Below are 24204 nucleotides of genomic sequence, written 5' to 3'. Positions count from 1 at the left end.
GCCGGTCGGCGCGATCGGTGGCCGCTTTGATCGATATTTTCAAGACGGATGAATCCATGAGTAAGCTAAATGCGCATGAGGGGGGTCCGGTTACCTGGTCGGTTGACGGCGATGCGGGGATCATAAGGATCGATGCCGCCAACGGCGGTGCCTTATCGCCGGACGTTGCCTGCCTCCTTGCCAAGGGATTGCGGGAACTCGATGGTGAAAGCACCATCGGATCGATCATTGTTGCCGGTGTCCCGGGACGCTTCCTGACCGGCAACGATATTGATGCAAGCGACGGCGATGTCGATGCAGCAGCGATCGTTGCTCAGATCGAGACGATCACAAAGCCGGTTATTGCAGCGATTACCGGACCGGCGATCGATGTCGGGCTTGAGATCGCGCTCGCCTGTGACCTACGTATCGCCACTCCGTCCGCAACTGCTGGGCTGCCCGGATTGACGCTGGGCGTTCCGCCTCGTCATGGCGCAACGCAAAGATTGCCGCGGCTTGTCGGTATCGCCAAGGCAATCGACCTGATTGCGGCACCAAAACCATTGAGCGCCGAAGCTGCTTTGGCTGTCGGGATTTTCGACCGTATCGAGCCTGATGCTGTGCAGGTGGCTGTCAGCCTTGGTGGAACGGTTTTGAAGGACCGCTTGTCCAATCGCTCGGTTCCAGCGGGAGACGCCTCCGGGGAAAAGCACAGCGTGGACGCAGCCGTGAAACGGGCGAAGGGCATTGGCGCTATTGAGCGGAGCGTGAGCTTGATCGCCGATACCGCGTCCATGACCTTCGAAGAAGGTCTGTCACGCGAGCAGGCCAATTACAAAGATCTGCGCTACGCGCCGGAGGCAAAGGCTCTCCGCTATCTCAAACATGCCGAGGCCTGGGCAAGGACTGAGCCGGGAATGCAGCGCGTCGACCCTCGCAAAGTCGAGAGAACGGCAGTCGTTGGTGCGGGAACGATGGGATCGGGCATCGCCTATTCTCTGTTGGCCGCGGGGCTTCCTGTGGTCGTGCTTGAGCAGAGCGCTGATGCGGCGATTGCCGGGAGAAACCGCATCACCGAAATCCTGCTGGCGCAACAGAAGAGTGGCAGGCTTTCGGACACAAAGTCAGCGGAGATGGTGCAGCACCTAACGGTGACGGAGAACTGGGACGCAGTTCGAGATGCAGATCTTGTCATCGAGGCGGCCTTCGAAGACATCGGGGTGAAGGCCGCAATCTTCGACAAGCTGGACAAGCTGGTCAAACAAGGTGCGGTCCTGGCGACAAACACCTCCTATCTCGACGTAGACGAGATCGCGCAGATGTCCGGGCGCCCCGCCGATATGGTTGGCCTCCACTTTTTCTCGCCGGCGCATGTCATGCGTCTCCTTGAAGTCGTGCAGGGCGACAAGACTGCGCCTGACGTACTCGCAACGGCCTTGTCCTTGGGATGCCGGATTGGAAAACTGCCGATCGTGGCGCGCGTTTGCGACGGCTTTATCGGCAACCGGATATTTGCGATCTATCGCCGCCATGCCGAATATCTCTTGGAAGACGGAGCTTCGCCAGCCGAGATCGATAGCGCACTTCGGGCCTACGGGTTCGCCATGGGGCCATTTGCCGTATCTGACATGTCCGGCCTCGATATCGCCTTCGCCATGCGCAAACGTCGCGCCGCGGCGCGAGATCCAAACGAACGCTACGTCGGCATTCCCGACATTTTGTGCAAGGACGGGCGGCTAGGGCGCAAGACTGGTGCCGGCTGGTACGATTATGTCGATGGCAAACCCGTGGCCTCTGAAATGGTGGAGCGGGTCATTTCTGCCGAGAGGCAAAGGCTAAATGTGACACCGCAAGCCTTCTCGCCTGAGCAGATCCAGCGGCGCATTCTCGCTGTGATGGCCAATGAAGGCGCTAAGGTTCTCGAAGAAGGCATCAGCGCTCGCGCCTCCGATATCGATCTGGTTTTTGTCCACGGTTACGGATTTCCGCGCCTGAAGGGCGGACCGATGTTCGCCGCCGATCATATCGGACTGCCTCGCATTCTTGCCGAGGTCAAGGAGGCCGCGCGGGTCGGAGGTGTCGGTTCGGAGCCGTCGGCATTGCTGGTTCAACTCGCCCGACAGGGCAGCACATTCGCCGCGTGGCAGCGGGAGAGCAACCACGAACGGTGATTTTTGGAAGTATCGAGCCCGCACGCAAATGCTGGCTCGGTCGTGGCTATCAGGAGGAGAGAAGCCGTGGCAGGAGCAGATAAATTTACCCACTTAGGTCCGCAGTCAGAGCGAACCGAAATCACACCTATGGCCAGAAAAGCGGCCGTCAGCAGCGCCCTCGGATCGGCGCTGGAATGGCTTGACTTCACGGCCTACGGTGCGATTTCAGCCACAGTGTTGCCGGGGCTGTTCTTCCCGACAATGGACGAAAACAGCGCCCTTCTTGCGTCCTTTGCGACGTTCGGCGTCGGCTTTTTTGCCCGTCCGGCGGGTGGCATTGTGATGGGCCTGCTGGGCGATCGGCTCGGTCGAAAGAACGTTCTTCTCTTCACGTTCATCCTTATGGGGCTCGCGTCGTTTCTTATTGGGATTATGCCAACCTATGCCAGCATCGGCGTCTGGGCTCCAATCCTGATCGTGCTCTTGCGCTTCATCCAGGGATTTGCTCTCGGCGGAGAATCCACCGGTGCGCAGCTGTTTGCCATGGAACATGCCCCGGCCGACAGACGCGGATTGTTCGGAGCCTTTACCAATATGGCTGCACCGGCAAGCCAGGTTCTCGCCAACGGCTTGTTGTTCTTCATCACGACCTTTGTAACCGCCGAGCAGTTTACCAGTTTCGGCTGGCGTATTCCGTTCCTTATGAGTGTCCTTCTGGTCGTCCTTGGCGTCTACATCCGCTTTCGGGTCGACGAGACGCCGGCATTCGAGAAATTGAAGGAGAAGGAAGCTTTGGCTGCCGAAGCGCGGGGTCTAGCCCCGGTCCAGCGGCACGTCCTCAAGACCCACGGCCGCTCGGTTTTGCGCCTGCTGTTGTTCTGGGCGGCGCCGGCGTCTTGTTACTACGTCGTAACCGTTTTCTCCATTAGCTATCTGACAAAGACGGTAGGCGTTCCAAACCAGACGGCATTTATGTGCCTTATGGCAGCCAACGTCGTGGCGATCTTCACCACCTGCATTGGCGGTGCCGTAAGCGATCGGTTTGGCCGCAAGCCACCGCTAATCGTCACATCTCTGGCGATGCTGGCAATCTCCATTGTCTATTTTCCGATGCTCCATACCGGCAACCCCTTCTTAATCTTCCTCGGCATGGCCGTCTTCGCCGGTAGCATTCAGGCTCAGAGCGGCATTCTGCCGTCATTCTTCGCAGAGCATTTTCCCACCGCGGTGCGTTATTCCGGTTCGGCTCTGGCCTACACCGGTGCCAACCTGCTTTTTGCCGGCCCCACACCATTCGTTGCGGCATGGCTGATGCAAAGCTTTGGAGGCCAAGTCTGGATCATTACGGGCATGTGCGTCACCGTCATATTATTATCTTTCGTCGCGCTGCTAATGAGCCCCGAAACAAGAAACTTCGATCTCAACCGTTCGGAATGATGAATGCCAATTGGAAAAAAGCGGAACACCGCCTCATCCAAGCCGTCGCGGCTGTAGTCTGCGCAATCCCGAGCAGTGCCGTTCCTGAACGTTCAAGACTGGCACTGCCCTAGCTGACCTGGGAGAAAATCATGTCTCGGCAAGAACCCGACGAAGTGCTCACCACCAAAGTTCTAAAGCAAGAGTGTTGCGCTCTTTCGACCATTCGGCGGGTGGCGGCGATGCTTGATCTCAGTCAGGATCTTTATCGGGAAGGCGATGCTCTTCCCCGTGGCTGGCAATTCGTCCTGCTGGGCGCAGATACCCCACGGGGATTGCTTCGCAGAGATGGTTTTCCGGGGTTAGGCGTGCCATTGCCAGACCTCGGATTGCCGCGCTTACTTCTTGGCGGACGAACAGTCGAGTATCTTGGCGACATTATGATCGGCGAGACCCTCGAAAGGGAAAGTTGGGTCGACAAGGTTTCCCGGAAAGAAACCACAAATGGGCCAATGGCAGTGGTGACGATTGCCCACAACCTGACCTCAGGAAAATCCGGTCGCGTTTTGTCGGAAACCCAGACCTATCTGATGATGGGCGCGCAAGCCGGTGCCAGAAAAATATCTAAGGGCGCCCCGCTTCCCGCAGATGCTGATCTGACAGAAGTGGCTCCTGACGACATGTTGCTCTTTCAGTACTCCGCGCTTGGTTTTAACTCCCACCGAATTCATTGGGATCGGGGCTTTGCCCGCGAGACGGAAGGGTTCCCGGATCTTGTCGTGAATGGAGGGCTGGCGACGCTTCTGCTGACAGAACATCTGAGGATGAAGCATAATACTTCATTTTCGAAGTATTCGGCCAAACACATGTCGCCGCTGTTCGCATCCCGTCCCATGTATCTCCTGGCCACAGCCAAGGACACCGGATGGACCTTGCGGGCACTTGACGACGAAGGGCGCCTCGCGCTCGAAATTGAGGCTGAAACATAGCTGACACGACTGCAATCACTCGTCAATTGGAACGAAGCGATGAACCATCATGAGTGATACCTTGGATCTGCATAGCAAATCACAGCGGCCCGTTCCGTTCGAAGGACGACGTTTACCCTACGCCGCTCCCGCCTTGGAGAAGGGCCTCGATATCATCGAGTTGCTCTCGACGGAAGAATACGGACTGACCCGAAAGGATATCGCCGAGCGGCTCGGCAGGACGGTGGGTGAAATTTTCCGAATGATCGACTCGCTGCTGCGAAGAGGCTTCATTCTTCAGGCGGCCGACACGTTTTTTCTCAGCAATCGCCTCTTTCAACTGGCTCACAATTTTCCCCCGACGAAACGCCTGCTGAATGAAGCCGCTCCGCGCATGCGGGAATTGGCCCAGCGCTGTCAGCAATCGTGCCACTTGACCGTGCTGAATGGGACGAGCCAGCTTGTCATTGCGCAGGTCGACATCCCTGATGGTGTGGGTTTCAGCGTTAAGCTCGGCAGTAAACTCGACACGTTGAGATCCGCGTCAGGTCGAGTTCTGCTGGCATTTCGAGATGAGGCCGAGGCTTCGCACTTAATTGCACAGTCGCGCGAAACAACTAATGTCGAAGAATTGAGCTACACCGACGAAGCTCTCGCGTTGATCCGTAGCAGAGGCTTCGAAGATATGAAAAGCAACCAGTTCAGCGGCGTTCGTGCGCTTAGCTATCCGATATTCGACACGAACAGCCATGCAATAGCCGCACTCACCGTACCATACCTCGCGCGCCTGGACGATTTTGAACGCCCGGCGGCATCGGCAGTACAGGCGATCTTGGCTGACGCGGCGGCGCAAATCAATTTGGCGATGGGAACGAACAGCGTTCTTTCATTATAGGGCCCCGCATTCCGCATCCAGTGACGCCAGGCCTTCGCTAATCGTCGCGCGGTTGCGGCGAGGTTGTTTTTATTGCAATAGATCCGGATGGCTGATGTGAATGTTTTGGCTGAACGGATGGGATCATGAAGGCACCCGATAAGATTGCAAAGAGTGACGGCCTCCTTGAAAAAACATCGGGTCCCGCATACTCGGCTCCCGCGCTAGAGAAGGGGCTCGATATTCTCGAGACCCTGTGCAGCAGCAATGTCGGGTTGTCGCAGGTCGAGGTTGCCGAACGCCTCGGACGCAGCGTCAGCGAAATCTATCGAATGATGGCATGTCTGGTGAACCGTAATTACATTGCTAACTCCGGCGAGACCTACGCGATCACCACCAAGCTTTTCGAACTTGCCCACAGCAACCCACCCACGAACCGGTTGCTGTCGGAAGCCGCGCCGATCATGCAGGAGTTGTCCTCAGAGGTCGCACAGGCATGTCATCTGACTGTCTATAACGATGGTCGACAAGTGGTGGTCGCCAAGGTCGATAACCCGAGTTGGGTCGGTTTCAGCATCCGCGTCGGAGCATTTCTTGATGTCCTCGTATCTGCATCAGGTCGGGTTCTTCTTGCGTTTCAGGACGCAGGGATGACGGATCTGCGTGTTCGCGAGGCTTTACGGCAAATGCCCAAAGGCGCTGATGTCGACATCGGTACGGTGCTCGACGATATCCGAAAGCGGGGATATGAATCCGCAGCCAGCATGCAGGTGAGGGGCCTGCACGCGATTAGCTTCCCGATCTTCGACACACGAAATCGCGCGTTAGCCGCTTTGACCGTCCCCTATGCGGAGCGCCTAGACGAGCCGGAGCGGAAAACGATTGCTGATGTCGAACGCGCGCTCGGCCAAGCATCCCGACGTCTTTCCGAACGGATGGGCTGGCGGGAAGGCGCGGCTCAAAGCAATGTCCCGGGTCTGTCAGACCAACGGCCTGTTTCTGATATGCAGCCAAGACGAAGGCGACGTAGCACTCAATCACTCTAAGCCCGTGCATAGCTCCCTTTTTAGAGTGGCCGGGCGCCGTCGATCATGAAAATTGCTTTCGGCGCTTAAGATGCTTCGTCCAGTGCAATCCAAAGCAAGGGGATACGCCAGGTTAGTCCTTTCGGCCCGACGTTTTAACACAGAATTTTAAACCATTTCGGTGACCTGTTCTTTGCCGAAATGGGTGACGTGAACGGCGTACGGGTAGATCAAGGGCAGATCGAATGGCCTGCATACAATTCGCCCCCCTCCCCATACCAGTTTCCCTGTCAAAATTATCGGGGCAATCGCATTATCGGTCGCCGGCCCCTGCTGCCGTAAACGGCATCCCAAATGTGTATTAAGTTCAACTGAAAATTACGCCTGACTGCTGCCAACAGGTTGAGACACCCCAAGGAACGACAGTAAGCCGCGCCTGCTCCCATATCGATATTCTAGACGTGGCTGGGTTGGGCGTCAGAGGAAGGCAGGCCCGAGTGTCGAACTGATTGAAACATGCTGGGTCGGCAGCGCTCTTCAATTTTTCTCGGGCATGGGCTGCGACAGTTTTTAGCATTGGCCATCGGTGGCGATACGACCGCCACCGACATTGATCATTGCCGGCTATAGCTAAGGTTAACCTGCGGCTGCCGTTTTTCTCCGCTTCGAAAGTATCAAAAAGATCGTAGCGGTTATCACGAGCAGGATGCTGATTACGATTACTGGCAGGACGAACGGTTGCGCCTTCGCCAGTAAAGGGATCGGACCACCCGCTCGAGCCACGGCGACGTCCTTGAGTGTTACCTGCGCATCCGAGATGCCGTAGTGCTCAAGCACGTAATTCGAGATATCGACAATCTGTTGGTCGGTCAGAGCCTGAACAAAGGACTGCTTACCAAATGCTGGCATCAGCACTTCGTTACCGCCCGTCTCGCGCTCTACGCCATAGAGAATAGTCGAAATCAGGTTTGCTGTCTGGTTGGCACCGGTGGCGGTGTTATGAAACAGGGATGGATACGCCTGGTTCTCGCTACCGGCACCGTTTGGTTGGTGGCAGCTCGCGCAATAGCCAGCGTAAAGGTCGGCACCTGTTTTCAGGCTATCATGCGCGTTGAACGGTGACGCACCGCGTATCGACGCTTCATCGCTGTGCGGTGTCCCGTAGCCGTGGGCTGGTTGGTTATCCGCTGGATCGCGAATAGGGGGAACGCTCTTCAAATAGGCCGCAAGTGCCTTGAGGTCGGTGTCGGGAAGATATTGGAGGCTATTCTGTACGGCCTCTGCCATGCCGCCTGCTGCCTGGTTTTTACCATCCGCATGGCCTGTGCGAAAATATTGCACCAACTCGTCATTGCTCCAATCGCCGATGCCGCTGATTGGATCAGACGTGATGTTGGGTGCATGCCATGGTCCAACCGGACCGCCGGCCAGATTTCCGGATGAATCCTCACCCATCAGCGGGCCACGGGGCGTGTGGCAGGAGGCGCAATGGCCAAGGGCGCCGGCGACGTATGCGCCGCGATTCAATTCGTCGCTCTTCGAGGGATCAGGCTTGAACGGTTCCTTGTTGGCATAAAGCATGTTCCAGAATGCCATCGAGAAGCGCATGTTGAACGGGAACGGCAGTGAGGTCAGATCTGCCGGCTTGTCGTCGACAGGTGCCACGCCCTTCATGAAATAGGCGTAGAGTGCGTGGACGTCAGAATCCGTCATTTCGGCATATGCGTCATAGGGCATGGCTGGGTATAGGTGACCACCGTCCTTGCGGATGCCCTTGCGTACTGCTTTGCTGAAATCTTCTTCTGTGTAGGTGCCGATGCCTTGAGTTTTTGATGGCGTAATATTGGTGGAGTAGATCGTGCCGAGCGGCGATACGATCGGATAGCCACCGGCAAACGGTTTTCCCTTATGCGGTACCGTATGGCAGGCCATGCAGTCTGCTCCCGTGGCGACTATTTTCCCACGGTCGATGAGCGTCTGCATCTCGTTTGGTGTGGCGGACTGTGCGAGAGCCGAAGAACAAACTCCAAGAAAGCCGGCGGCGAACGTCATGGCGGTCGCAGTAACGCGGTGGAACAAAAAATTCCGCATTGTCTTCAACCCCGCAACGATTTCGAGATGCTGTCGGCAGCCTTGATGCCAAGGGCAGCCATGCTCAAGGTACTGTTAACGACGCTTGCGGAGGGCATCGCAGCTCCACCTGGAATCCACAGATTGCTATGATCATGCGCGCGACAGTCGCCATCAACGACCGAATCTTTTGCGTCGTTGCCCATAATGCAGCCGCCCATGATGTGATTGTTGGCATTGAGCGATGTGGTGATTCGCAGATCGGCAGCATTAAAGAGTGCGGCGATCTGATTGATCTGAACGACAGCCGCGTCATATCCTTTGCGGACGTAGTCGCCGACGTCATAATAAACGTCAGGACAGGGAATGCCGTGTGGATCGACGCGCGTCTTGCTGAGCGTCACGCGATTGTTCGGATCCGGCAATGGCTCGAGGCTGATAGACAGGTCGACACCATGGGTGGCAAGCTTGCGGATCTCGGCATCGAGCTCCGCTCCCACAAGTCCTTTTTTCAGTGCCGTGGTGGTTGCTGATGTCACTTGCGTGATATTGTTCAGGATCATCTTATTGGCCGAGTATTGCGACCGGAAGGCGCCATCGCGTGGCCCGACTATGCAACTGCTCTGCGCTGGGCCCCGGCCGGTCCATAGGGGTTCGTCTGCCTGGAAAAAGGCGTGAAAGCCGGAATGATCCATCATGTTGCGTCCGACCTGGTCAGACGAGTTGGCGATGCCGGCGGGGTTGCGCTCGTTGGCGGCGGCCAGCAAAAGACGCGGGGATTCAAGCGAATTGCAGGCGATCACGAACGCCGCACCCGTTGCCTTATGGGAATTGTGCTCGCTGTCATACCAGTGGATTGCCGTGACGCGGTTGTTCTCGTCGGTATCGATCCGGTAGACCACGGATTCGGCCAGAACAACTGCGCCTTTCTGCTCAGCGGAAATAACCGAGTGAATGCCGTTATACATGGCACCGATTGGACAGATCGGTTGACAGTTGTTGTTGCCGCAACAAGTGGGTCGGCCATTCCAAGGACGCGTGCTGCGTCCCTGCGGGATCGGGACCGATCGGAAACCATGTGGATTGACAATCTCGGCGAAACGCTTGTCGCCGTAGCTCCATGGCACCATATCCATCGGATAAGGCTTGCTCCGTTCGGCTGGCGATTGCAGCGCGGGATCGTTTGGTCCAGCAACGCCCATCGCTTCTTCGGCGCGGCAGTAGTATGGCTCGAACTCGTCGTAGGAAATCGCCCAGTCGCGCCCGACGCCGTAGGCTGAGTGCATCTCCAGGTCGACCGGAAGATGGCGCCAGCTTGACGCCGCCCAGTGCCAGGTTGTGCCGCCGACTGTCTTCAGATAGCCTTGTTTGAAACCCTTGCCATCCGGACCTGATAGCTCAACGAAATTGTTCTCGGGCCAATAGAGTGGGGCAGGCGCCATTTTCGACTGGGGGTAAAGGCCCTGGAAGTCGGACCCGGCGCGGTTTTTGAACGGCATGTTTCGCCAGTTCTCGACAGCTTGGGCGCGTTCGATGCGTAGGCCTGCATCGAGCATCAGAACGGAACGGCCTTCTCCGGCTAGTTGGTCGGCAATCAGCGCACCGACTACACCGGAGCCCACGATAACGACGTCGGCCGTGACGTCGCCGTTTTCAAAGACGGGAGACTTCATATTACAGCACTCTAGGATTGTTGATTGGCATGCGGTTGATTTGTGGTGGGAGACCCGTCCACCACATCGGTCCCTTGTTACAATAGGTCGGCACCGTCATTCCGTCGGCGACAGGGCGATACATGAGCGCCTCCTGGTACGATAGCACCACCGGACCGTTCGGCGTTTCAATCGTACCGGTGTACCAAGCAGTAAGCAGGCGCATGAACTCGGCCTCGAGACCTGCAGCGGAGGCTGCGGCTTTGAGCGAAGCCGGCGTCTGCATCGCGTCAGCCAACGTAACCAGCGCAAACAAACGCTGCTGCCCAGGCTCGTCGTCGCGGCGAAGCACCTCAAACATCCGCTTGGATGTGACAGGCGAAAGATCATCATGACCTGTAAGCGCGACTGATAATCGATGGAACGCCTGCTCATCGGGCGTAACAAGTGTTTCGGCCATCGCTTCATTGTTTGCCGAAAGTCCAAGGATGGCCAGGGCAGTGCCGCCGAGAAGTGCTCTCCGCGTAATCAGAGTGGAATTGGATTTAGCCGCGTCAGGCGGTGAAGTGCTCAAGTGTGTCGACATGGATGTTTCCAAGAGATGGACGTCAGGAAGGGCAATTGCCCGAAGGCGATTGCTGCGGCACTACGCCGCGCCATCGTCTTGAACATGTCTTTAGTCAATTAGATCGATCTAAGTCAACGAGAATTTAGATCGATCTAAATCTTGCCCGCCCTTGGCTAGCCATGACGCTGTACCTGCTGTAAATGGTAGGATCAGGAAGGATCTTGACGTCGATAGGGATTCGATCAAGCGAGAAGGCTGTCGCCGTTGAACCAAGGTTATCCCACCGATAAGCGCGTCACCTTGATTGACGTGGCGAAGAAAGCAGGTGTGTCCCGCGCAACAGCATCCCTCGTGATCCGCGGCAGTCCGCTCGTTTCGGATGCGACGAGACAAAACGTTGAATCGGTGATCGATGAACTGGGTTATGTCCGAAACCTTACCGCAGCACGCTTGAGAGCAGACCAAAGCAGGATTGTGGGTGTTGTCGTTCCGGAGCTTGCCAACCCATTTTTTGCCGAATTCTTGACGGGGATTGAAGCCGTATCAAATGATGCAGGGCTGGCAGTGCTTGTGGCCAACAGTCACGACGATCCCGTACGTCAACTTGACGTCATTACCCGAATGACAGAACATGGCGTCGATGGACTTTTGATTTGCCCGGCGGAGGGAACGAAAGTCGGGACGTTGTCTGCCAAGCAACTGCTCACAACTCCCGTTATCCAGGTTTTGCGTCAAATTCGCTCTGACCTCGATTATGTCGGTCCCGACTATTCAGGCGGTGTTGAAGCAGCGATTGATCATTTGGTCGAACTCGGTCACCGTCACATTGCATTCGCTGTCTACCGTGTGCATCACTCAGCGTATCGAGATCGTCTTGACGGATTTCGAAAAGCTATGACGCGGCATGATTTGGACCCCTCACTCATTTTCGAAGTGCCTCACAACGTATTAAACGTTCCGGCCAGCGCATCTGCAATTCTATCGCTCTCACCAGAACCTACAGCAATCGTATGCTTTAATGATCTCGTTGCTTTGGGAATGTCTGCCGGTTTGTATGACCTTGGCCTCGCGGTTGGACACACCCGCGCTCTAATAGGTTTCGACGATGTCATGAATACCGAAATAACTCGTCCTCGCTTGACGTCGGTAGCTACGCACCCCAACCATGTCGGCGAAACTGCAGCACGCCGACTGCTGCTCAGGCTCCAGGATCGACAGGCGCCTGCAGGTGCTATTATCACCCGCACTAATCTGATCGTGCGCCAATCCAGTGGCCTTCCAAAATTGTAAGGTACAGCACGGCCGGATGTGACAGTTACCTTCCATGCATCCCGCACAATCATCTTTAACTGCGAGAGCTAGAAGAGGAGTTGGCCCACTAGCAGCATGCTTCGCTGGGCCATGTTTCTCGTGAATCGATCGGTTGAATCATAAAAGAACTAAGCTCCTTGCAATGTACAACGATCGTTGTATATGTGCTAGGATGCAAAAACGTGCTAACATCATTAGCGCCGCCGAGCGGGTGTTCGAGGTTCATGGATTTCACCGAGTCGGCGTCGATGCAATCCTTGCTCCCTCCGGCACTTCCACCCGAACCCTTTACAAGCATTTTGGATCACGTGACGGGCTTGTCACCGCCGTTCTTGAAAAGCGCCATTTCGCTTTCATGGCGCGGCTCCAAGAGCAGCGAGCGTTAGAAGACCCTATTGGTCATCTCTTCGACGTCCAAGAGAAGTGGATGGCGGAGCACGGTACGAGAGGCTGCATGCTGCTGCGTGCCTACAGTGAGTATGCTGGTGCGAACGAGGAGATAGCGGCCATCGTCCACCAACATAAACGAGAATTTCGCGAAGAAATAGGTAGACGCGTTGAGGTCTGCGTAGGCCGAGTGGATGCTGAGCTGAGCGTTCAGGTATGGCTTCTATTCGAGGGCGCTACTGCCGCCGCCAGTGTTTATGATAGCACTCCAATCGGCTCTGCCAAGCGAGCGGCGCGTGCTCTAGTGGCATCTGCAAGAGAGCCTTCGTGACGAGGGGACACGTGAACTTTGTTGCCTCGGCCTTTTGTCTGACGGCGCTGAGTTACGGGCTAGCGCGCTTCGCTTACGGTCTTCTACTCCCGTATATCCGTGACGACCTCGACCTTACTGCCGCAGCCGCGGGGTGGATTGGCGGTGGTGCCTTCGCCGCTTACTGTCTCGGAATAGCAGTCGCTCTTCTCTTCGAGGTGCCTATGGGTGAGCGGCGGGTGGCGGGATTGGCAGGCCTGGCGGCCACACTTGGAATGTTCCTGGTGTCGTCGTCTCAGACGACTTGGCAACTTGGTCTAGCGATTGCTGTTGCTGGGCTTAGCACGGGCCTCACGTCACCGCCGCTAGCTGTCGCGGTCGCGAAAGGCTTTGACCAAGGCAACAGGCCGCGTGCGAACGGCGTCATCAACTCAGGCACGGCGGCAGGCATAGTTGTATCCGGTGTCGCTGTCCTAGCGTTTCCGGGAGGATGGAGGGAACTCTATGCGGTCTTCGCCGTATTAGGGGCAGTCGTAACCGTGTGGCTCTGGTTTGTAATGCCCACAACCCCTGCAATCAAGGCCAACGTCTACGACCAGTGGTCGATCAATTATGTGTTTCGCACAGGAGCAGGGCGGCTTTGCACCAGCGCGTTTCTCGCTGGCAGCGCCAGCACTGCGATTTGGACCTTTGGCGCGAATTTTATGCGAGATGAGGTGGGTTTTTCAGACAGGTCGATTGCGTTGGCATGGATAGCGCTTGGCATCGGCGGGTCAGCCGGTGCAGCGACGGGCCTTCTAACTGATTATCTCGGCATACGTTTCGCCCACCGATTGTCAGTGTCGTGCATGGCGCTGATCTTGGTCAGTTTGGTGGGAGCAACGGTTTACCCGCCAGCAGGCTTTGCCATTATGGGATTGTTCGGCGCGGCCTACATCGTCGCTACAGGCACTTTTCTGATGTGGGGGATCGCTTTATACGAAGATCGCCCCGCGCTCGGCCTCGGTATTCCGTTTCTTATTCTGGCGCTTGGCCAAACCGCTGGGGCGCCGTTATTCGGAGCAGTTTTGGACTACGCTGGAAGCGCCACAGCGCTCATCTCATTTGCCATCATCATGGGGGGCGCCGCATTGTGGAGTGCTTCACCTGGAAAGGGCGGCCCTGAGACGATCCTAGACTGAAGCCTTTCAATCCGAAAACAGTAGCGGGTTTAGCGTGTAACGAGAACTAGATGAGCGCTGCAGATTGCGTGACCTCGCAATGGGTAAACGTCATATCGAATATAGGGACGGAATTTTCTCCTGGTTTTAGAAGTATGCCGATTTCAGGACATCCGGGGATGCGCTAAGGCAACCAGTTCCTGCCCGGCGGCCTGAAGCTTGGCTATCCCTGGTAATCCACGGATGGGAAGAGCAGGCTTGGAGCGTGCGGCCCGTGCCTCCACATAATTGTAAGCGGTGTTTTCCTCGCACGTTGACCAGGCGCGGTGTGCCGTCCCGAAAGCTACCGCGGCGACGTGGATGACAAGAATGCGCCAATAGCGCTCATCGAGCGTCCGGCAAGGCGACGAGATTTATTATCCCCGATAGCGAAGCGCGTCGAGGATCAAGGAAAACGCAGGTGTAGGTTGGCGGCGGCTTGGATCGTAGAACGAAAGGCCTAGACATAACGGACGATTCGCTCGAGCGATTGAGGAAAGCCTGCGATAGTTTCTTTCTTTAGCCGCAACAGTCGCTGACGTCGCGTTGTACGGCGGGCGTGGTGTTTTTTCTGAGGCACTTTTCGTTAAGTCAAGCGCTTGAGGTCAAGGTCGATCCGTGCCAACGATATTCCTAAAAAGGAATGCTCGTGGATCGCTTTTCATCGCTCAAGCTGTTCGTTCGGGTGGTCGAACGCGGAAGCTTCACCCATGTCGGGCGAGAGCTCGGTATTGGTCAACCTGCCGTGAGTAAACAGATCGGTGCACTTGAAGCGCATCTCGGTGCGCAACTGCTCAGCAGGACCTCCCGCGGGCTACAGCCGACGGCGGCGGGGCTTGACCTCTACGAGTCGGCGATCCGTATCCTCGAAGAACTAGAAGAAACGGAGGGCCGTATCGGACGGAAAAGTGTCAAGCCGAGCGGTATGGTTCGCCTCGCAACGCCCCCGGCACTGGGAAGGATGTACATCATTCCTAAACTTCCCGACTTCTTTGAGCGCTATCCTGAAATCTCCATCGACATCTCAGCCTCCGAACGCCGCGTCGATCTGGTTCGCGACGGTATTGACGTTGCGCTCCGCGTCGGGGCGTTGCCAGATTCAACTCTGATTGCCCGCAAGATCGGTGATCTGCACATGATGATCGTAGCAACCCAAGCGTATCTTGAGCACCACGGCACCCCCGTCAGTCCCACGGACCTGCGCTCCCACAATCTCATTGTCGGGCAAACTCAAGGTGCTGTGCAGCCGTGGAAGCTGAATGGCCCCGATGGGGTTGTTATGCTGGACCCCGAAGGAAATATCAGGTCGAACGACGTTGAAGACCAGAGAGCGGCCGTCTTGGCAGGACTTGGTATCGGATATGCCGGGCGAGCCATGTTCTCGCAAGATTTAGACGCCGGAACCGTGGTTTCCATCATGGAGGATTACGCGCCCGAACCGTCCCCGATCCATGTCCTGTCCGTGAGCGGAAAAAGAATGCCGCAGCGCTTCCGCGTCGTGATCGATTTTCTCGCAGAGATATGCGCAAGGGAACCCGCCCTGCGTCTCACGCGCTAGTATCATTCTTGCCAGGAATACTTCCTAGTCCCGTCAGCCGTCTCGGCTCATACGCGATCTGCGCTTATTTCCGTTCAACGCTGCACTGATGCAGCTCAGGCGGAAGGAAGTATTAGCATGGGGAAACTGGACGGAAAGATCGCGGTTATCACGGGAGGTAGTACGGGAATGGGCTTGGCCACCGCTAAGCTATTCGTGTTGGAAGGCGCACAGGTCGTTATAACGGGGCGCGATCAGGGTGCTCTGGACGTGGCGGTTCGAGATATCGGAAAAGGCGTCCAGCCATTCTGCGGCGATATTTCCAAGCTTGCTGACCTCGACGCCCTGCGTGCGTTCGTAGAGCATCGATACGGTCGGCTCGACGTCCTGTTTGCCAACGCCGGGGGTGCAAAGCCAGGGATGTTCGAAGACGTCAGCGACGAAGACTTCGATTTCACTGTCGGAACGAACTTCAAAGGCACCTTCTTCAGCGTTCAAAGGCTCATTTCGCTGATGTCTACAGGCGGTTCGATCATCCTCAACACCTCGATTCAGGGAGTCAGAGGCACGGCCGGACTGTCGGTCTATTCGGCTACGAAGGCTGCGTTGCGGTCGCTGGCCCGCTCCCTGACGGCGGAATATGGTTCCCGGGGTATCCGGATCAACGCGATGGCACCCGGCTACATCGATACAGATATCATGCGCAAAACCGGGTTGAGCGAAGAGATGATCCGCGAGATGAACGTTCAGGCCATCGACCACACGCCGCTAGGGCGCAAGGGCACTGGGCACGACATCGCAAAGACGGTGCTTTTCCTGGCATCCGATGATTCTGAATTCATAACAGGCGTGGAGCTGACCGTCGATGGTGGTTGGGCACAGGTCTAACCAGCACTGGGGTCGCCTTGTTGGGCGGCCCTCCCTTCGGTTCTTACCTACAGTCTTAATAACTAACTGGACGAGCGCCGCCGGCTGCGTCAGCAATGAGTTCCAGAGACCGTATCCTAGCTCTATGTTCGAACACGTCGGACACGATCATCAACTCGTCAGCTCCGGTCTCCGCATTCACTGCGTCGATACACCTCCATTGGGCATTGGTTTGACCGACGTTGGCATGACACTCGGACAACCCATCTGATGACTGGCAAAACCCAGAATTTTCGGGCGTTTCGCGTTTTGGGAAATTTAGCCCTTCGTTTTGCAGTTGCTCTTCGGCGAACTGGGAAACTGGCAGGTGCTTTTCACAATCGAGGCTACGCTGCATTCGCTTTAGTTCCATAATAGCACCTTACGCGGACATTGAGCCCCCGGAATTTCAAAAAAGCGTACGTGTTCAGATGCTTATATATTTAAAGTGCGACATGTTGATGGTTCGATTCCGTTCAAGACCGCCGGTCGCTTGTGGCCCTGATCGAACGGACAATGTTGATTACCACTGCGAACTGACCGGCGAGTCCTACTAATTTTCGTTGTGATTTCCACAGCATTCAACAGTTTGGCGCAGGGAAGAGATTGAAGCGACCAGCGGATGCCAATCAGATTTGCGGGGCATGGCAATGAAGGCTGTTCGTCCAGGCCGTGCCGCTTTGGCGAGATTGATTTGTTCGACTCGGTGGGAAACATTGCTGTCCGTAGGACACCGTGGACGTCCTGCGGGTGCTGATTGGAGCGATGCGGCGACGGCATCCCCCGTCGCCGCATCATCAAGTTTGCCTTAGGCGGCGTGATTGGCTTTTTCAGGATTGAACCCGTCGGCGTTGTCAAACACGCCCATGAAACCCGGAACCGTGGCTTCGCGCGCCCAGTCACGCTGGAGTTCGCAATACATCTGAACGCGGCTGATCAATTTGGCTCCAGCCCGTTCGACGCGTCGCAATGCTGCCTCGTGTGCAGCCAGCGAAGTGCCGCCGACCGCATCCACGGGAACATAGACCTCGTAGCCTTCCTGTATAGCATCAAGCGCCGGGAAGGTCAGGCACGCTTCCGTCCAAAGTGCCGTCATGATCAGTTTGCGGCGACCGACCGCCTTGACGGCCTGCTTGAATTCGATGTCCTCCCAGCTGTTGATCGAGGTTCTGTCATATGTCGGCAGATGCCCGATCACATCCTGCAGTTCCTGGATCGGTGGCCTGTTGCGACCGGTTTTGATGTTCACGGTCGAATGGATGATCGGGAGGTTGTAGTTCACTGCTGCCTTGACCGTGCTGACGATATTGAAAACCAGTTCGTCGCGCGGCATCGACCGGATCGACGAAACCTGGATTGGTTGATAGTCGATGATGATGAATGCGGAATTTTCCGGTGTCAGTAGGGTATCGGTGTTCGGGTTGCGGATTGTTTCGCTCGTCATGATAGATCCTCCTTTTATATATTCGCTCTGAAAATGGGCGAGATGCATTATCAAGTGAAAAGGCAAGCGCGTACGTTTCGCGGGAAACGGCGCTGCCGCAAAGATGCCCCAAGCCTCCTCTGCCCGAAAACGGTAGCGCGGCAGCAATGACCGCTGTAGTCGCGAGATCTGGATAACTGTGTAACGTGAACAGGAACGCGCGCAGGGCGTCGCTGCGCTTTGCAAGCCGAGCCTTGCACATCGATCGATATGACGCCGTTGGCATTGCCTGCTAACCCAACAGCTGAGAACGCTTCGATACAGGTTCTGCGTTCCCGGATATGAGACACACTGTTGCCGGGGTCCTCGCTAGCGGGGGCCGGACAGGGATGGCAGTGTCGATTAGATCAGGCAAGCGCGGTCGATCATTGATCGGCGAGATCGAAAACCACGGAGGAATTGGCATGGAAAACAAGGCCGAGGAAAGACAGGTCGATGTCGAGCGGGAAGATGGCACTGCAAAGGGGCGATATCGTGTTGCGATCGGCCACGACGAAGCCGAGATGACCTACAGTCGTGCAGGCAAGGGTCGCATTATCATAGATCATACCTTCGTTCCCGCCGCTCTGCGTGGCCAGAAGGTCGGTGAACAACTGGTTCGCCGGGCGGTGGAGGATGCCCGACTTGAGGAGATTGTCATTATCCCCCTGTGCCCGTTCGCGAAGGCGCAAATGGAGCGCCATCCGGAATGGCAGGACGTCCTTTCGCGATAATCGCAGTCTGGAATGATGAAGTGCAGAGGCACGCGGTCCCATGCCATTGCGCAGCTGCAAGCACCGGATTTTCAGCCTCGGCCCGATAGCGGTGTGGCGTCCGTTTGCGGCTCGAAAACAGATTGGCAATCTATGGTTGCGAGCGCAGTTTTCGCATATGATCGGGAAAACCGGCTTGTATGACTTTGTCCAGGGAGAGGACGTCAGTATTTGGATACCGATGATCTGCGGACATTTCTCGAGGTCGCCGATGCAGGTGGCGTTGCACCTGCGGCCCAGCGGCTCGGCATCTCGAAATCGATGGTGAGCCGCGGGTTAGGCCGACTTGAAACGGCGCTCGGTGCGCCACTTCTGGTGCGCACAACACGTGGCATGTCGCTAACCGATGCCGGTGTGACATTCTACCAGCACGCAACCAAGGTTTGCGACGAAATTGATTTCGCCAAGCAAACCATCCTGCCTGCCGGTGAATTGCGCGGGCTTTTTCGTGTGGCAGCGCCGTTATCGTTTAGTCCAACGCATTTTGCGCCGGTACTGGCGGAGATGGGGCGGAGACATCCGCAGCTCCACATTCACACATCCTATGGTGAGCGGTTCGTGGACTTGGTTGCCGAAGGCTTTGATTGCGGCATCCGTATGGGCTTTCTCGACGACTCGAACCTGATCGCGAGACGCATCGGCCCGCTGCACGGCAAGCTCGTTGCCAGTCCAGATTATATCAGGCGGCATGGATCGCCGGAAACCCTGGAGGAACTTCTCGCGCATCAGGCTCTGATGGGAGGGTCCGAGACATGGAAACTCATGGATGGCGACAAGCTGATCACCGTCAATCCCAAAGGCCGTTTCAAGGTGGATAACGGAACGGTCCTTGCCGACGCCGCCGTCGCCGGTCTGGGGATTGCAGCACTGGCAAACCAGTTTATTCGCGATCACCTTTCTGCTCGCAGGCTGGTCCCGGTCATGACCCGTTACCCGCTGCCGCAAGCGGGAATATATGTTGTCCGGCCTCCCGGTGAGCAACCCAATCGAAAAGTTCGGGTTCTTTGTGAAATGTTGATCGAATATCTTGAGCCAGATTTGAGCCGTGAGGCCGAAGGGCTCTGAGCCGGAAAGCTCGCCTACGTCATTTTTCGGCATCCGGACAGAGCGAGCCGGCTTTCACCCGCCCGATACGGGGCCGGCGTCAAAACGTTTAATCAGCATTTCGGCAAGCATCCGTACCTTGCGGGCAGGATAGGGCGCTTGAGGGCAGACGATATACATGCCCGCGACAGGAACGGGGTGGTCTGTCATGACCGGAACCAGCGCGCCTGATCCAAGGTGTTCCCGAATGAGGCCGGTGGGAAGGAGCGCCACGCCGAGCCCTGCAAGGGCGGCTGAAACAAGCGCTGTTCCATTGTCCGCCTTGAAACGTCCCTTGGGGCTGACGGCAACGATCTTGTCGCCATCCATCAGCTGCCACTTTTCGGTGCCCTGCATCACTGCCTGATGCTCGACCAGTTCCGCCAGCGTTTCAGGCGCGCCGTGTCTTTTGATGTAGTCGGGGCTAGCAACCACCGTGCCAAAAACGGGCGCGATGTGGGTCCATTCGAGATCGGAGTTTTTCAGGTAACCGAGGCGGATGGCACAATCGAAACCTTCGGCAGCCAGGTTGACAGCGTGATCGCTGAAGCTGATATGGACCTTAAGGTGTGGGTGGCGTCTGGCCATTTCGACGAGCACCGGTGCAAAGTGCGTCGGGCCGAAGGAGAGAGGTGCTGCAATTCGCAGTAGACCGCGGAGTTCACCATCCGGCAGGATCGTTTCCTGCGCCACATCGATCTCGGCACACACTCTGGCTGCGTGATCGCGAAATGTTGCTCCAGCTTCGGTAAGTGACGCGCCGCGTGTCGTCCGGGCCAGAAGCTGTACGCCCAGTTCCGATTCCAGTCGGTGCAATTGCCGGCTGACCATCGACTTTGAGATGCCGAGCCGCCGTGCAGCGGAGGTTATTCCTCCCGCATCGGCAACCTCCACGAATGTCCTCATGTCCTCCACTTCCAAGCTGCGTTCCCCATTCCGCGACATTGTTTGGCGTTGCGCAGCACTATCGTATTGCGTGCACGAGTGACAAGCTCTGTATCGAAAGCCGGCATACAAGCATGACCGTGCTTGATCCCGATTTGAGGTTTTACGACACGTTGGTTGTCTGTACGTCTGCCGGCAAGTCCTGAACGGAAAAGGTTATCACCGACCCATGCCCACACTTTATTACGCCGTAGGTGCATGTTCGCTCGCACCCCATATCACGCTCGAATGGATCGGCGCTCCATACGAGGCCATCAAGGTGCAGTATGGCTCTGAAAAACTGCTGGCGATCAATCCTGCCGGCGCAGTCCCGACCTTTCGCGAAGATGATGGCTGGCTTCTGACACAGGCCGGCGCGATCCTCGATTATCTGGCGCACAAACACCCCAAGGCTGCGCTTGGCGGCGGTGATAATTTACGCGCAAAGGCAGAGGCGCACCGTTGGTCGGCCTTTTTTACTTCGGATGTTCACGCTGCATTCTGGCCGATCTTCCTGCCTGATCGTTACACAGCGGACAAAAGCGAGAAAGCTCTGAGATCTGTCGTCGAGGCAGGACACAAGCTGGTGGCCAAGCAGTTTGGTATTCTGGAACGTCATCTGAGCGGCCGTGAATTCATCCTTGATGGCGGGCGCTCGATCATCGATGCCTATTCCTTCCCCATGATCCGGTGGGCGACAAAACTCCTGCCAGGTGGCCTGACGGACTATCCCAACATACAGGCCCTGCACGACAGGCTCAAAGCGGATCCTGCTGTCGCAAGAGTGCTTGAGCGAGAGGCTGGCGACCGTTAAGGCGTGCCGGAAATTTTCCAAACGAGCGCATTCTTTTACTAATGGCGACCCGATATGACCGGCGTCAATCGGACGGTTGGTGAGCGATCGGGTACTCGGTTCCGTCAATGCATCATGCTGTCAGTCCCGTTCTCTCACACATCCAGTGACATTGGTTTCTGTCCGCCTTTGGGAAGGCCGAAAAGACCTCTGACCCAGTTCAGGAACACACCATATGGCGCTCCGAGGACCAGCATCATGATCGCCGCGCCGAGAATTCCGCTCAGCAAGCCGCCGCCTTTCGCACCGCTGACCGCGATGATTGCTGCATAAATCGGCACCTGGAACGTCATAAGCGCGGTACTATCCCAGACCAGCCGGGATAACCGCGTCTCGCTGGCATGCCGCATCAGCCAGTCACGCCAAAGGCCATACGGCCGCGCCACCGGAACCATAAGAGTTGCTCCCAGCAGCCGGGCCTTGAAGACTTCTTCCCACGTCATCCCGGCAATAAAGCGCTCGTTGATGATGCCGGATGCCGTGAAAAACAGGATAAGTGCCAAGGTGTCGGCGATGAAGGCGCGTCGACGGGAAGTCTCCCCGGTGGCTTCGTTGGCCATGATCTGGTTCTCCATGATCGCGCTGTCCCGGCGAATGTCGGGCAGTGCACTATTGTGCGGCATTCTCGATAACATCTGTCACGATCGTCGGTTTCGAGATCGTGGCGACATGTGATGCTCTTTCCACAACGACAGTCCGCTGCGAACCCGCGCGTTGCGCCATGAAACGAGTGCCTCGGCCGGAATATTCTTGTCCCATCGCCATTCTGTTTGCAGACTTTCAGCGCGGCAGCCAGCGATTTGGCGTTCCGCCAACTGCGACAGACTTTTGCAGAACAAGCGACTGTCCGTCTTATGATTGCAACGCTAGCTACGGTCATCGGATACAACGGACGGCGCAACATCCGCGGCTGACTTGGTCCCATCTAACTGGGCCGGATCGTTGGCTGACACCGATCGCATGAAGACAGAAAATCGGAGACGAATGCATGGCCGAAGCGAGTTTGGGGCAGACGATCGGACCGGCGATCGTCCTGATGGGGGCGGCCGTGGTCGCTGTGCCCCTTTTTCGGCGGCTCGGGCTCGGTTCAGTTCTGGGATATTTCGCAGCCGGTGTGCTGGTAGGCCCCTCGGTGCTGGGTCTTTTTACCGATGCTCTGTCCATGCTGCATTTTTCCGAGCTCGGCGTGGTGATGTTCTTGTTCGTCATCGGGCTGGAACTCAGACCGCACAAGCTGTGGGCCATGCGCGGCCAGATTTTTGGGCTTGGCCTTGTGCAAGTGGCGGCAGCGACGGCGGCACTGTCGCTCGCGGGCATGCTCGCCTTCGGCTTGCCGACGACGGTGGCCTTTGTCGCGGGCGCCGGTTTCGTGCTCTCCTCGACCGCCGTCATCATGTCGGTGCTGCAGGATCGCGGCGAAATTTCGAACCCCGAGGGGCAGAAGTCGGTCTCCATCCTGCTGTTTGAGGACCTGATGATCGTGCCGCTTCTGGCGGTGGTCGCCTTCCTGTCGCCGCTGTCGCAGGGACAATCGGGATGGATAGAGGTGCTGATGGCGCTTGGTGCGCTGCTCGTTCTTCTTGGCGTGTCGAAATGGGGGCTGAACCCGTTCTTTGCGCTTCTGGCGCGGGCGAGAACGCGCGAAGTGATGACGGCCGGCGCGCTGCTGGTGGTGCTGGGCGCGGCCTTGCTGATGGCCGGTGCCGGGCTATCCATGGCGATGGGCGCCTTTCTGGCTGGCGTGATGCTGTCGAGTTCCAGCTACCGGCACCAGATCGAAAGCGATATCGAACCGTTTCGCGGCCTGCTGATGGGGCTGTTCTTCATGGCTGTCGGCATGTCTCTCGACCTTTCCGTCGTGGCCGTCGAATGGGGGCTGCTCATCGCCATGCTGGTCGCCTTCACCATTGCGAAAGGCGCGGTGGTCTATGGGGTTGCCCGCCTCTTCGGCGGCTCCAGCCATCAGGCGCTGCACCGAACCTCGATGTTCCTGCAGGGCGGCGAGTTCGCCTTCGTGCTTTATGCCGCAGCAACCGCCGGCGGGGTGATCGATCAACGCGAAAATGCGCTGTTCACCACCGTTGTAATCTTCTCCATGGCGCTGACGCCGCTACTGATGATCGCCGCGGACCGGCTGCTGCGCAGCGATGTTTCGATGGACGGTGTGGAAGCGGCGCGCAACCTGAGCGGCAAGGTGCTCATCATCGGCTTCGGCCGTTTTGGCCAGATCGCCTCGCAACTTCTTTTGTCGAAAGGCGTCAATCTCTCCGTCATTGATATGAACCCCGACCGCATCCGGGAAGCGGAGCGCTTCGGCTTCAAGGTGTTTTTCGGCGATGGCACGCGGCTCGACACACTGCACCACTCCGGCGCCGGTTCGGCCGAGGCCTTGTTGATCTGCATCAACGACCCAAAGGCCGCCCTGCAGATCGTCGAACTGGCGCAGCACGAATTCCCCCAGACGAAGATATTGGTTCGCAGCTATGACCGTGGTCATGCCGTGGACCTGATCCGCGCCGGCGTCGACTACCAGATCCGCGAAACGGTGGAATCCGCCTATATGATGGGTGCGGAAGGCTTGCGTGCCCTTGGCTATGCCGAACTTGACGTGGAGGAGGCAGCAGAAGACGTTCGCCGGCGGGATAATGAACGGCTGTCCGAGCAGGTGCAGGGCGACGTCATGTCGGGTCTCGGCCACCTGCATGTCCGGCCGGCTCCGGAGCCGCTGAGCCCGGTGCCGGCGAAATAACGACG

20 protein-coding genes and 1 pseudogene are annotated in these 24204 nt (G+C 57.1%); 14 read left to right on the top strand and 7 right to left on the bottom strand.

The annotated features are described in order from the left end of the window. Window positions 1-56 precede the first annotated feature (56 nt). The 5 genes from EDF70_RS27355 (at window position 57) to EDF70_RS27335 (ending at window position 6436) form a co-directional block, all read left to right on the top strand. The gene (locus EDF70_RS27355) at window positions 57-2150 is read left to right on the top strand and encodes an FAD-dependent oxidoreductase (RefSeq protein ID WP_132280654.1); all 2094 of its coding nucleotides are present in this window, start codon (window positions 57-59) and stop codon (window positions 2148-2150) included. Window positions 2151-2216: 66 nt separating this feature from the next. Continuing rightward, a complete protein-coding gene (locus tag EDF70_RS27350) occupies window positions 2217-3569 on the top strand; it encodes an MFS transporter (protein ID WP_207908341.1) in 1353 nt (450 codons plus the stop codon). Between the two features lie 131 nt (window positions 3570-3700). Then, complete coding sequence (locus tag EDF70_RS27345; protein ID WP_132280651.1) at window positions 3701-4537, top strand: MaoC family dehydratase N-terminal domain-containing protein; 837 nt, start codon at window positions 3701-3703, stop codon at window positions 4535-4537. A 49-nt stretch (window positions 4538-4586) separates the two neighbouring features. Further along, entirely contained in the window at window positions 4587-5411 is an 825-nt protein-coding gene (locus tag EDF70_RS27340) for an IclR family transcriptional regulator (protein WP_132280648.1), read from the top strand. Window positions 5412-5536: 125 nt separating this feature from the next. Further along, complete coding sequence (locus tag EDF70_RS27335; RefSeq protein ID WP_132280645.1) at window positions 5537-6436, top strand: IclR family transcriptional regulator; 900 nt, start codon at window positions 5537-5539, stop codon at window positions 6434-6436. A gap of 615 nt (window positions 6437-7051) precedes the next feature. Here the strand turns inward: EDF70_RS27335 and EDF70_RS27330 are convergent. The 3 genes from EDF70_RS27330 to EDF70_RS27320 are packed head-to-tail and all read right to left on the bottom strand — an operon-like array spanning window position 7052 to window position 10723. After that, on the bottom strand, window positions 7052-8467 hold the full coding sequence (locus EDF70_RS27330) for a cytochrome c (protein WP_132280642.1): 1416 nt from the start codon (window positions 8465-8467) through the stop codon (window positions 7052-7054). A 44-nt stretch (window positions 8468-8511) separates the two neighbouring features. After that, window positions 8512-10158 (bottom strand): GMC family oxidoreductase, encoded by a 1647-nt coding sequence (locus EDF70_RS27325; protein ID WP_132280639.1) that lies wholly within the window; start codon window positions 10156-10158, stop codon window positions 8512-8514. 1 nt (window position 10159) lies between these two features. Continuing rightward, window positions 10160-10723 carry a sugar dehydrogenase complex small subunit gene (locus tag EDF70_RS27320; protein ID WP_132280636.1) on the bottom strand — a complete coding sequence of 188 codons (564 nt, stop codon included), beginning with the start codon at window positions 10721-10723 and terminating at the stop codon, window positions 10160-10162. 246 nt (window positions 10724-10969) lie between these two features. Here EDF70_RS27320 and EDF70_RS27315 point away from each other — a divergent pair, with 246 nt between their 5' ends. The 5 genes from EDF70_RS27315 to EDF70_RS27295 all read left to right on the top strand — a co-directional run bounded on the left by EDF70_RS27315 (window position 10970) and on the right by EDF70_RS27295 (window position 16337). After that, complete coding sequence (locus EDF70_RS27315) at window positions 10970-11995, top strand: LacI family DNA-binding transcriptional regulator (protein ID WP_245519396.1); 1026 nt, start codon at window positions 10970-10972, stop codon at window positions 11993-11995. A gap of 193 nt (window positions 11996-12188) precedes the next feature. Further along, window positions 12189-12734 carry a TetR/AcrR family transcriptional regulator gene (locus EDF70_RS27310; protein WP_132280633.1) on the top strand — a complete coding sequence of 182 codons (546 nt, stop codon included), beginning with the start codon at window positions 12189-12191 and terminating at the stop codon, window positions 12732-12734. A gap of 11 nt (window positions 12735-12745) precedes the next feature. Beyond that, complete coding sequence (locus EDF70_RS27305) at window positions 12746-13894, top strand: MFS transporter (protein ID WP_165932161.1); 1149 nt, start codon at window positions 12746-12748, stop codon at window positions 13892-13894. Between the two features lie 667 nt (window positions 13895-14561). Beyond that, window positions 14562-15470, top strand: a complete 909-nt coding sequence (locus tag EDF70_RS27300) for a LysR family transcriptional regulator (protein ID WP_132280627.1) — start codon at window positions 14562-14564, stop codon at window positions 15468-15470. Between the two features lie 117 nt (window positions 15471-15587). Continuing rightward, window positions 15588-16337 (top strand): SDR family oxidoreductase, encoded by a 750-nt coding sequence (locus EDF70_RS27295; RefSeq protein ID WP_132280624.1) that lies wholly within the window; start codon window positions 15588-15590, stop codon window positions 16335-16337. Window positions 16338-17163: 826 nt separating this feature from the next. Here EDF70_RS27295 and EDF70_RS27285 read toward each other — a convergent pair. Then, window positions 17164-17799: a hydrolase gene (locus tag EDF70_RS27285; protein WP_132280621.1), complete on the bottom strand. Its 636-nt coding sequence runs from the start codon at window positions 17797-17799 to the stop codon at window positions 17164-17166. Window positions 17800-18242: 443 nt separating this feature from the next. Between EDF70_RS27285 and EDF70_RS27280 the strand changes: the two genes are divergently transcribed. Together EDF70_RS27280 and EDF70_RS27275 are read left to right on the top strand one after the other, a co-directional pair. Beyond that, window positions 18243-18551, top strand: a complete 309-nt coding sequence (locus EDF70_RS27280) for a GNAT family N-acetyltransferase (RefSeq protein WP_132280618.1) — start codon at window positions 18243-18245, stop codon at window positions 18549-18551. Window positions 18552-18761: 210 nt separating this feature from the next. Continuing rightward, window positions 18762-19655, top strand: coding sequence for a LysR family transcriptional regulator (locus EDF70_RS27275; protein WP_132280615.1), 894 nt, complete (start codon window positions 18762-18764; stop codon window positions 19653-19655). A 54-nt stretch (window positions 19656-19709) separates the two neighbouring features. Here the strand turns inward: EDF70_RS27275 and EDF70_RS27270 are convergent, their stop codons facing one another. After that, a complete protein-coding gene (locus EDF70_RS27270; protein WP_132280612.1) occupies window positions 19710-20594 on the bottom strand; it encodes a LysR family transcriptional regulator in 885 nt (294 codons plus the stop codon). A gap of 193 nt (window positions 20595-20787) precedes the next feature. On the opposite strand from EDF70_RS27270, the gene EDF70_RS27265 reads away from it, so the two are divergent. Further along, window positions 20788-21411: a glutathione S-transferase family protein gene (locus EDF70_RS27265; protein WP_132280609.1), complete on the top strand. Its 624-nt coding sequence runs from the start codon at window positions 20788-20790 to the stop codon at window positions 21409-21411. A 134-nt stretch (window positions 21412-21545) separates the two neighbouring features. On the opposite strand, the gene alaE is transcribed toward EDF70_RS27265, so the two are convergent. Together alaE and EDF70_RS30765 are read right to left on the bottom strand one after the other, a co-directional pair. Further along, window positions 21546-22025 carry an L-alanine exporter AlaE gene (gene alaE, locus EDF70_RS27260; RefSeq protein ID WP_245519395.1) on the bottom strand — a complete coding sequence of 160 codons (480 nt, stop codon included), beginning with the start codon at window positions 22023-22025 and terminating at the stop codon, window positions 21546-21548. A gap of 34 nt (window positions 22026-22059) precedes the next feature. After that, a pseudogene (locus EDF70_RS30765) lies at window positions 22060-22205 on the bottom strand (alpha/beta hydrolase); the annotation flags it as partial. Between the two features lie 233 nt (window positions 22206-22438). Between EDF70_RS30765 and EDF70_RS27255 the strand changes: the two are divergent. Beyond that, on the top strand, window positions 22439-24199 hold the full coding sequence (locus EDF70_RS27255; protein ID WP_132280606.1) for a monovalent cation:proton antiporter-2 (CPA2) family protein: 1761 nt from the start codon (window positions 22439-22441) through the stop codon (window positions 24197-24199). Window positions 24200-24204 lie beyond the last annotated feature (5 nt).

The organism is Neorhizobium sp. JUb45, assembly GCF_004343585.1.
Classification (GTDB): domain Bacteria; phylum Pseudomonadota; class Alphaproteobacteria; order Rhizobiales; family Rhizobiaceae; genus Neorhizobium.
This window is presented reverse-complemented; position numbering and strand designations above follow the sequence as displayed.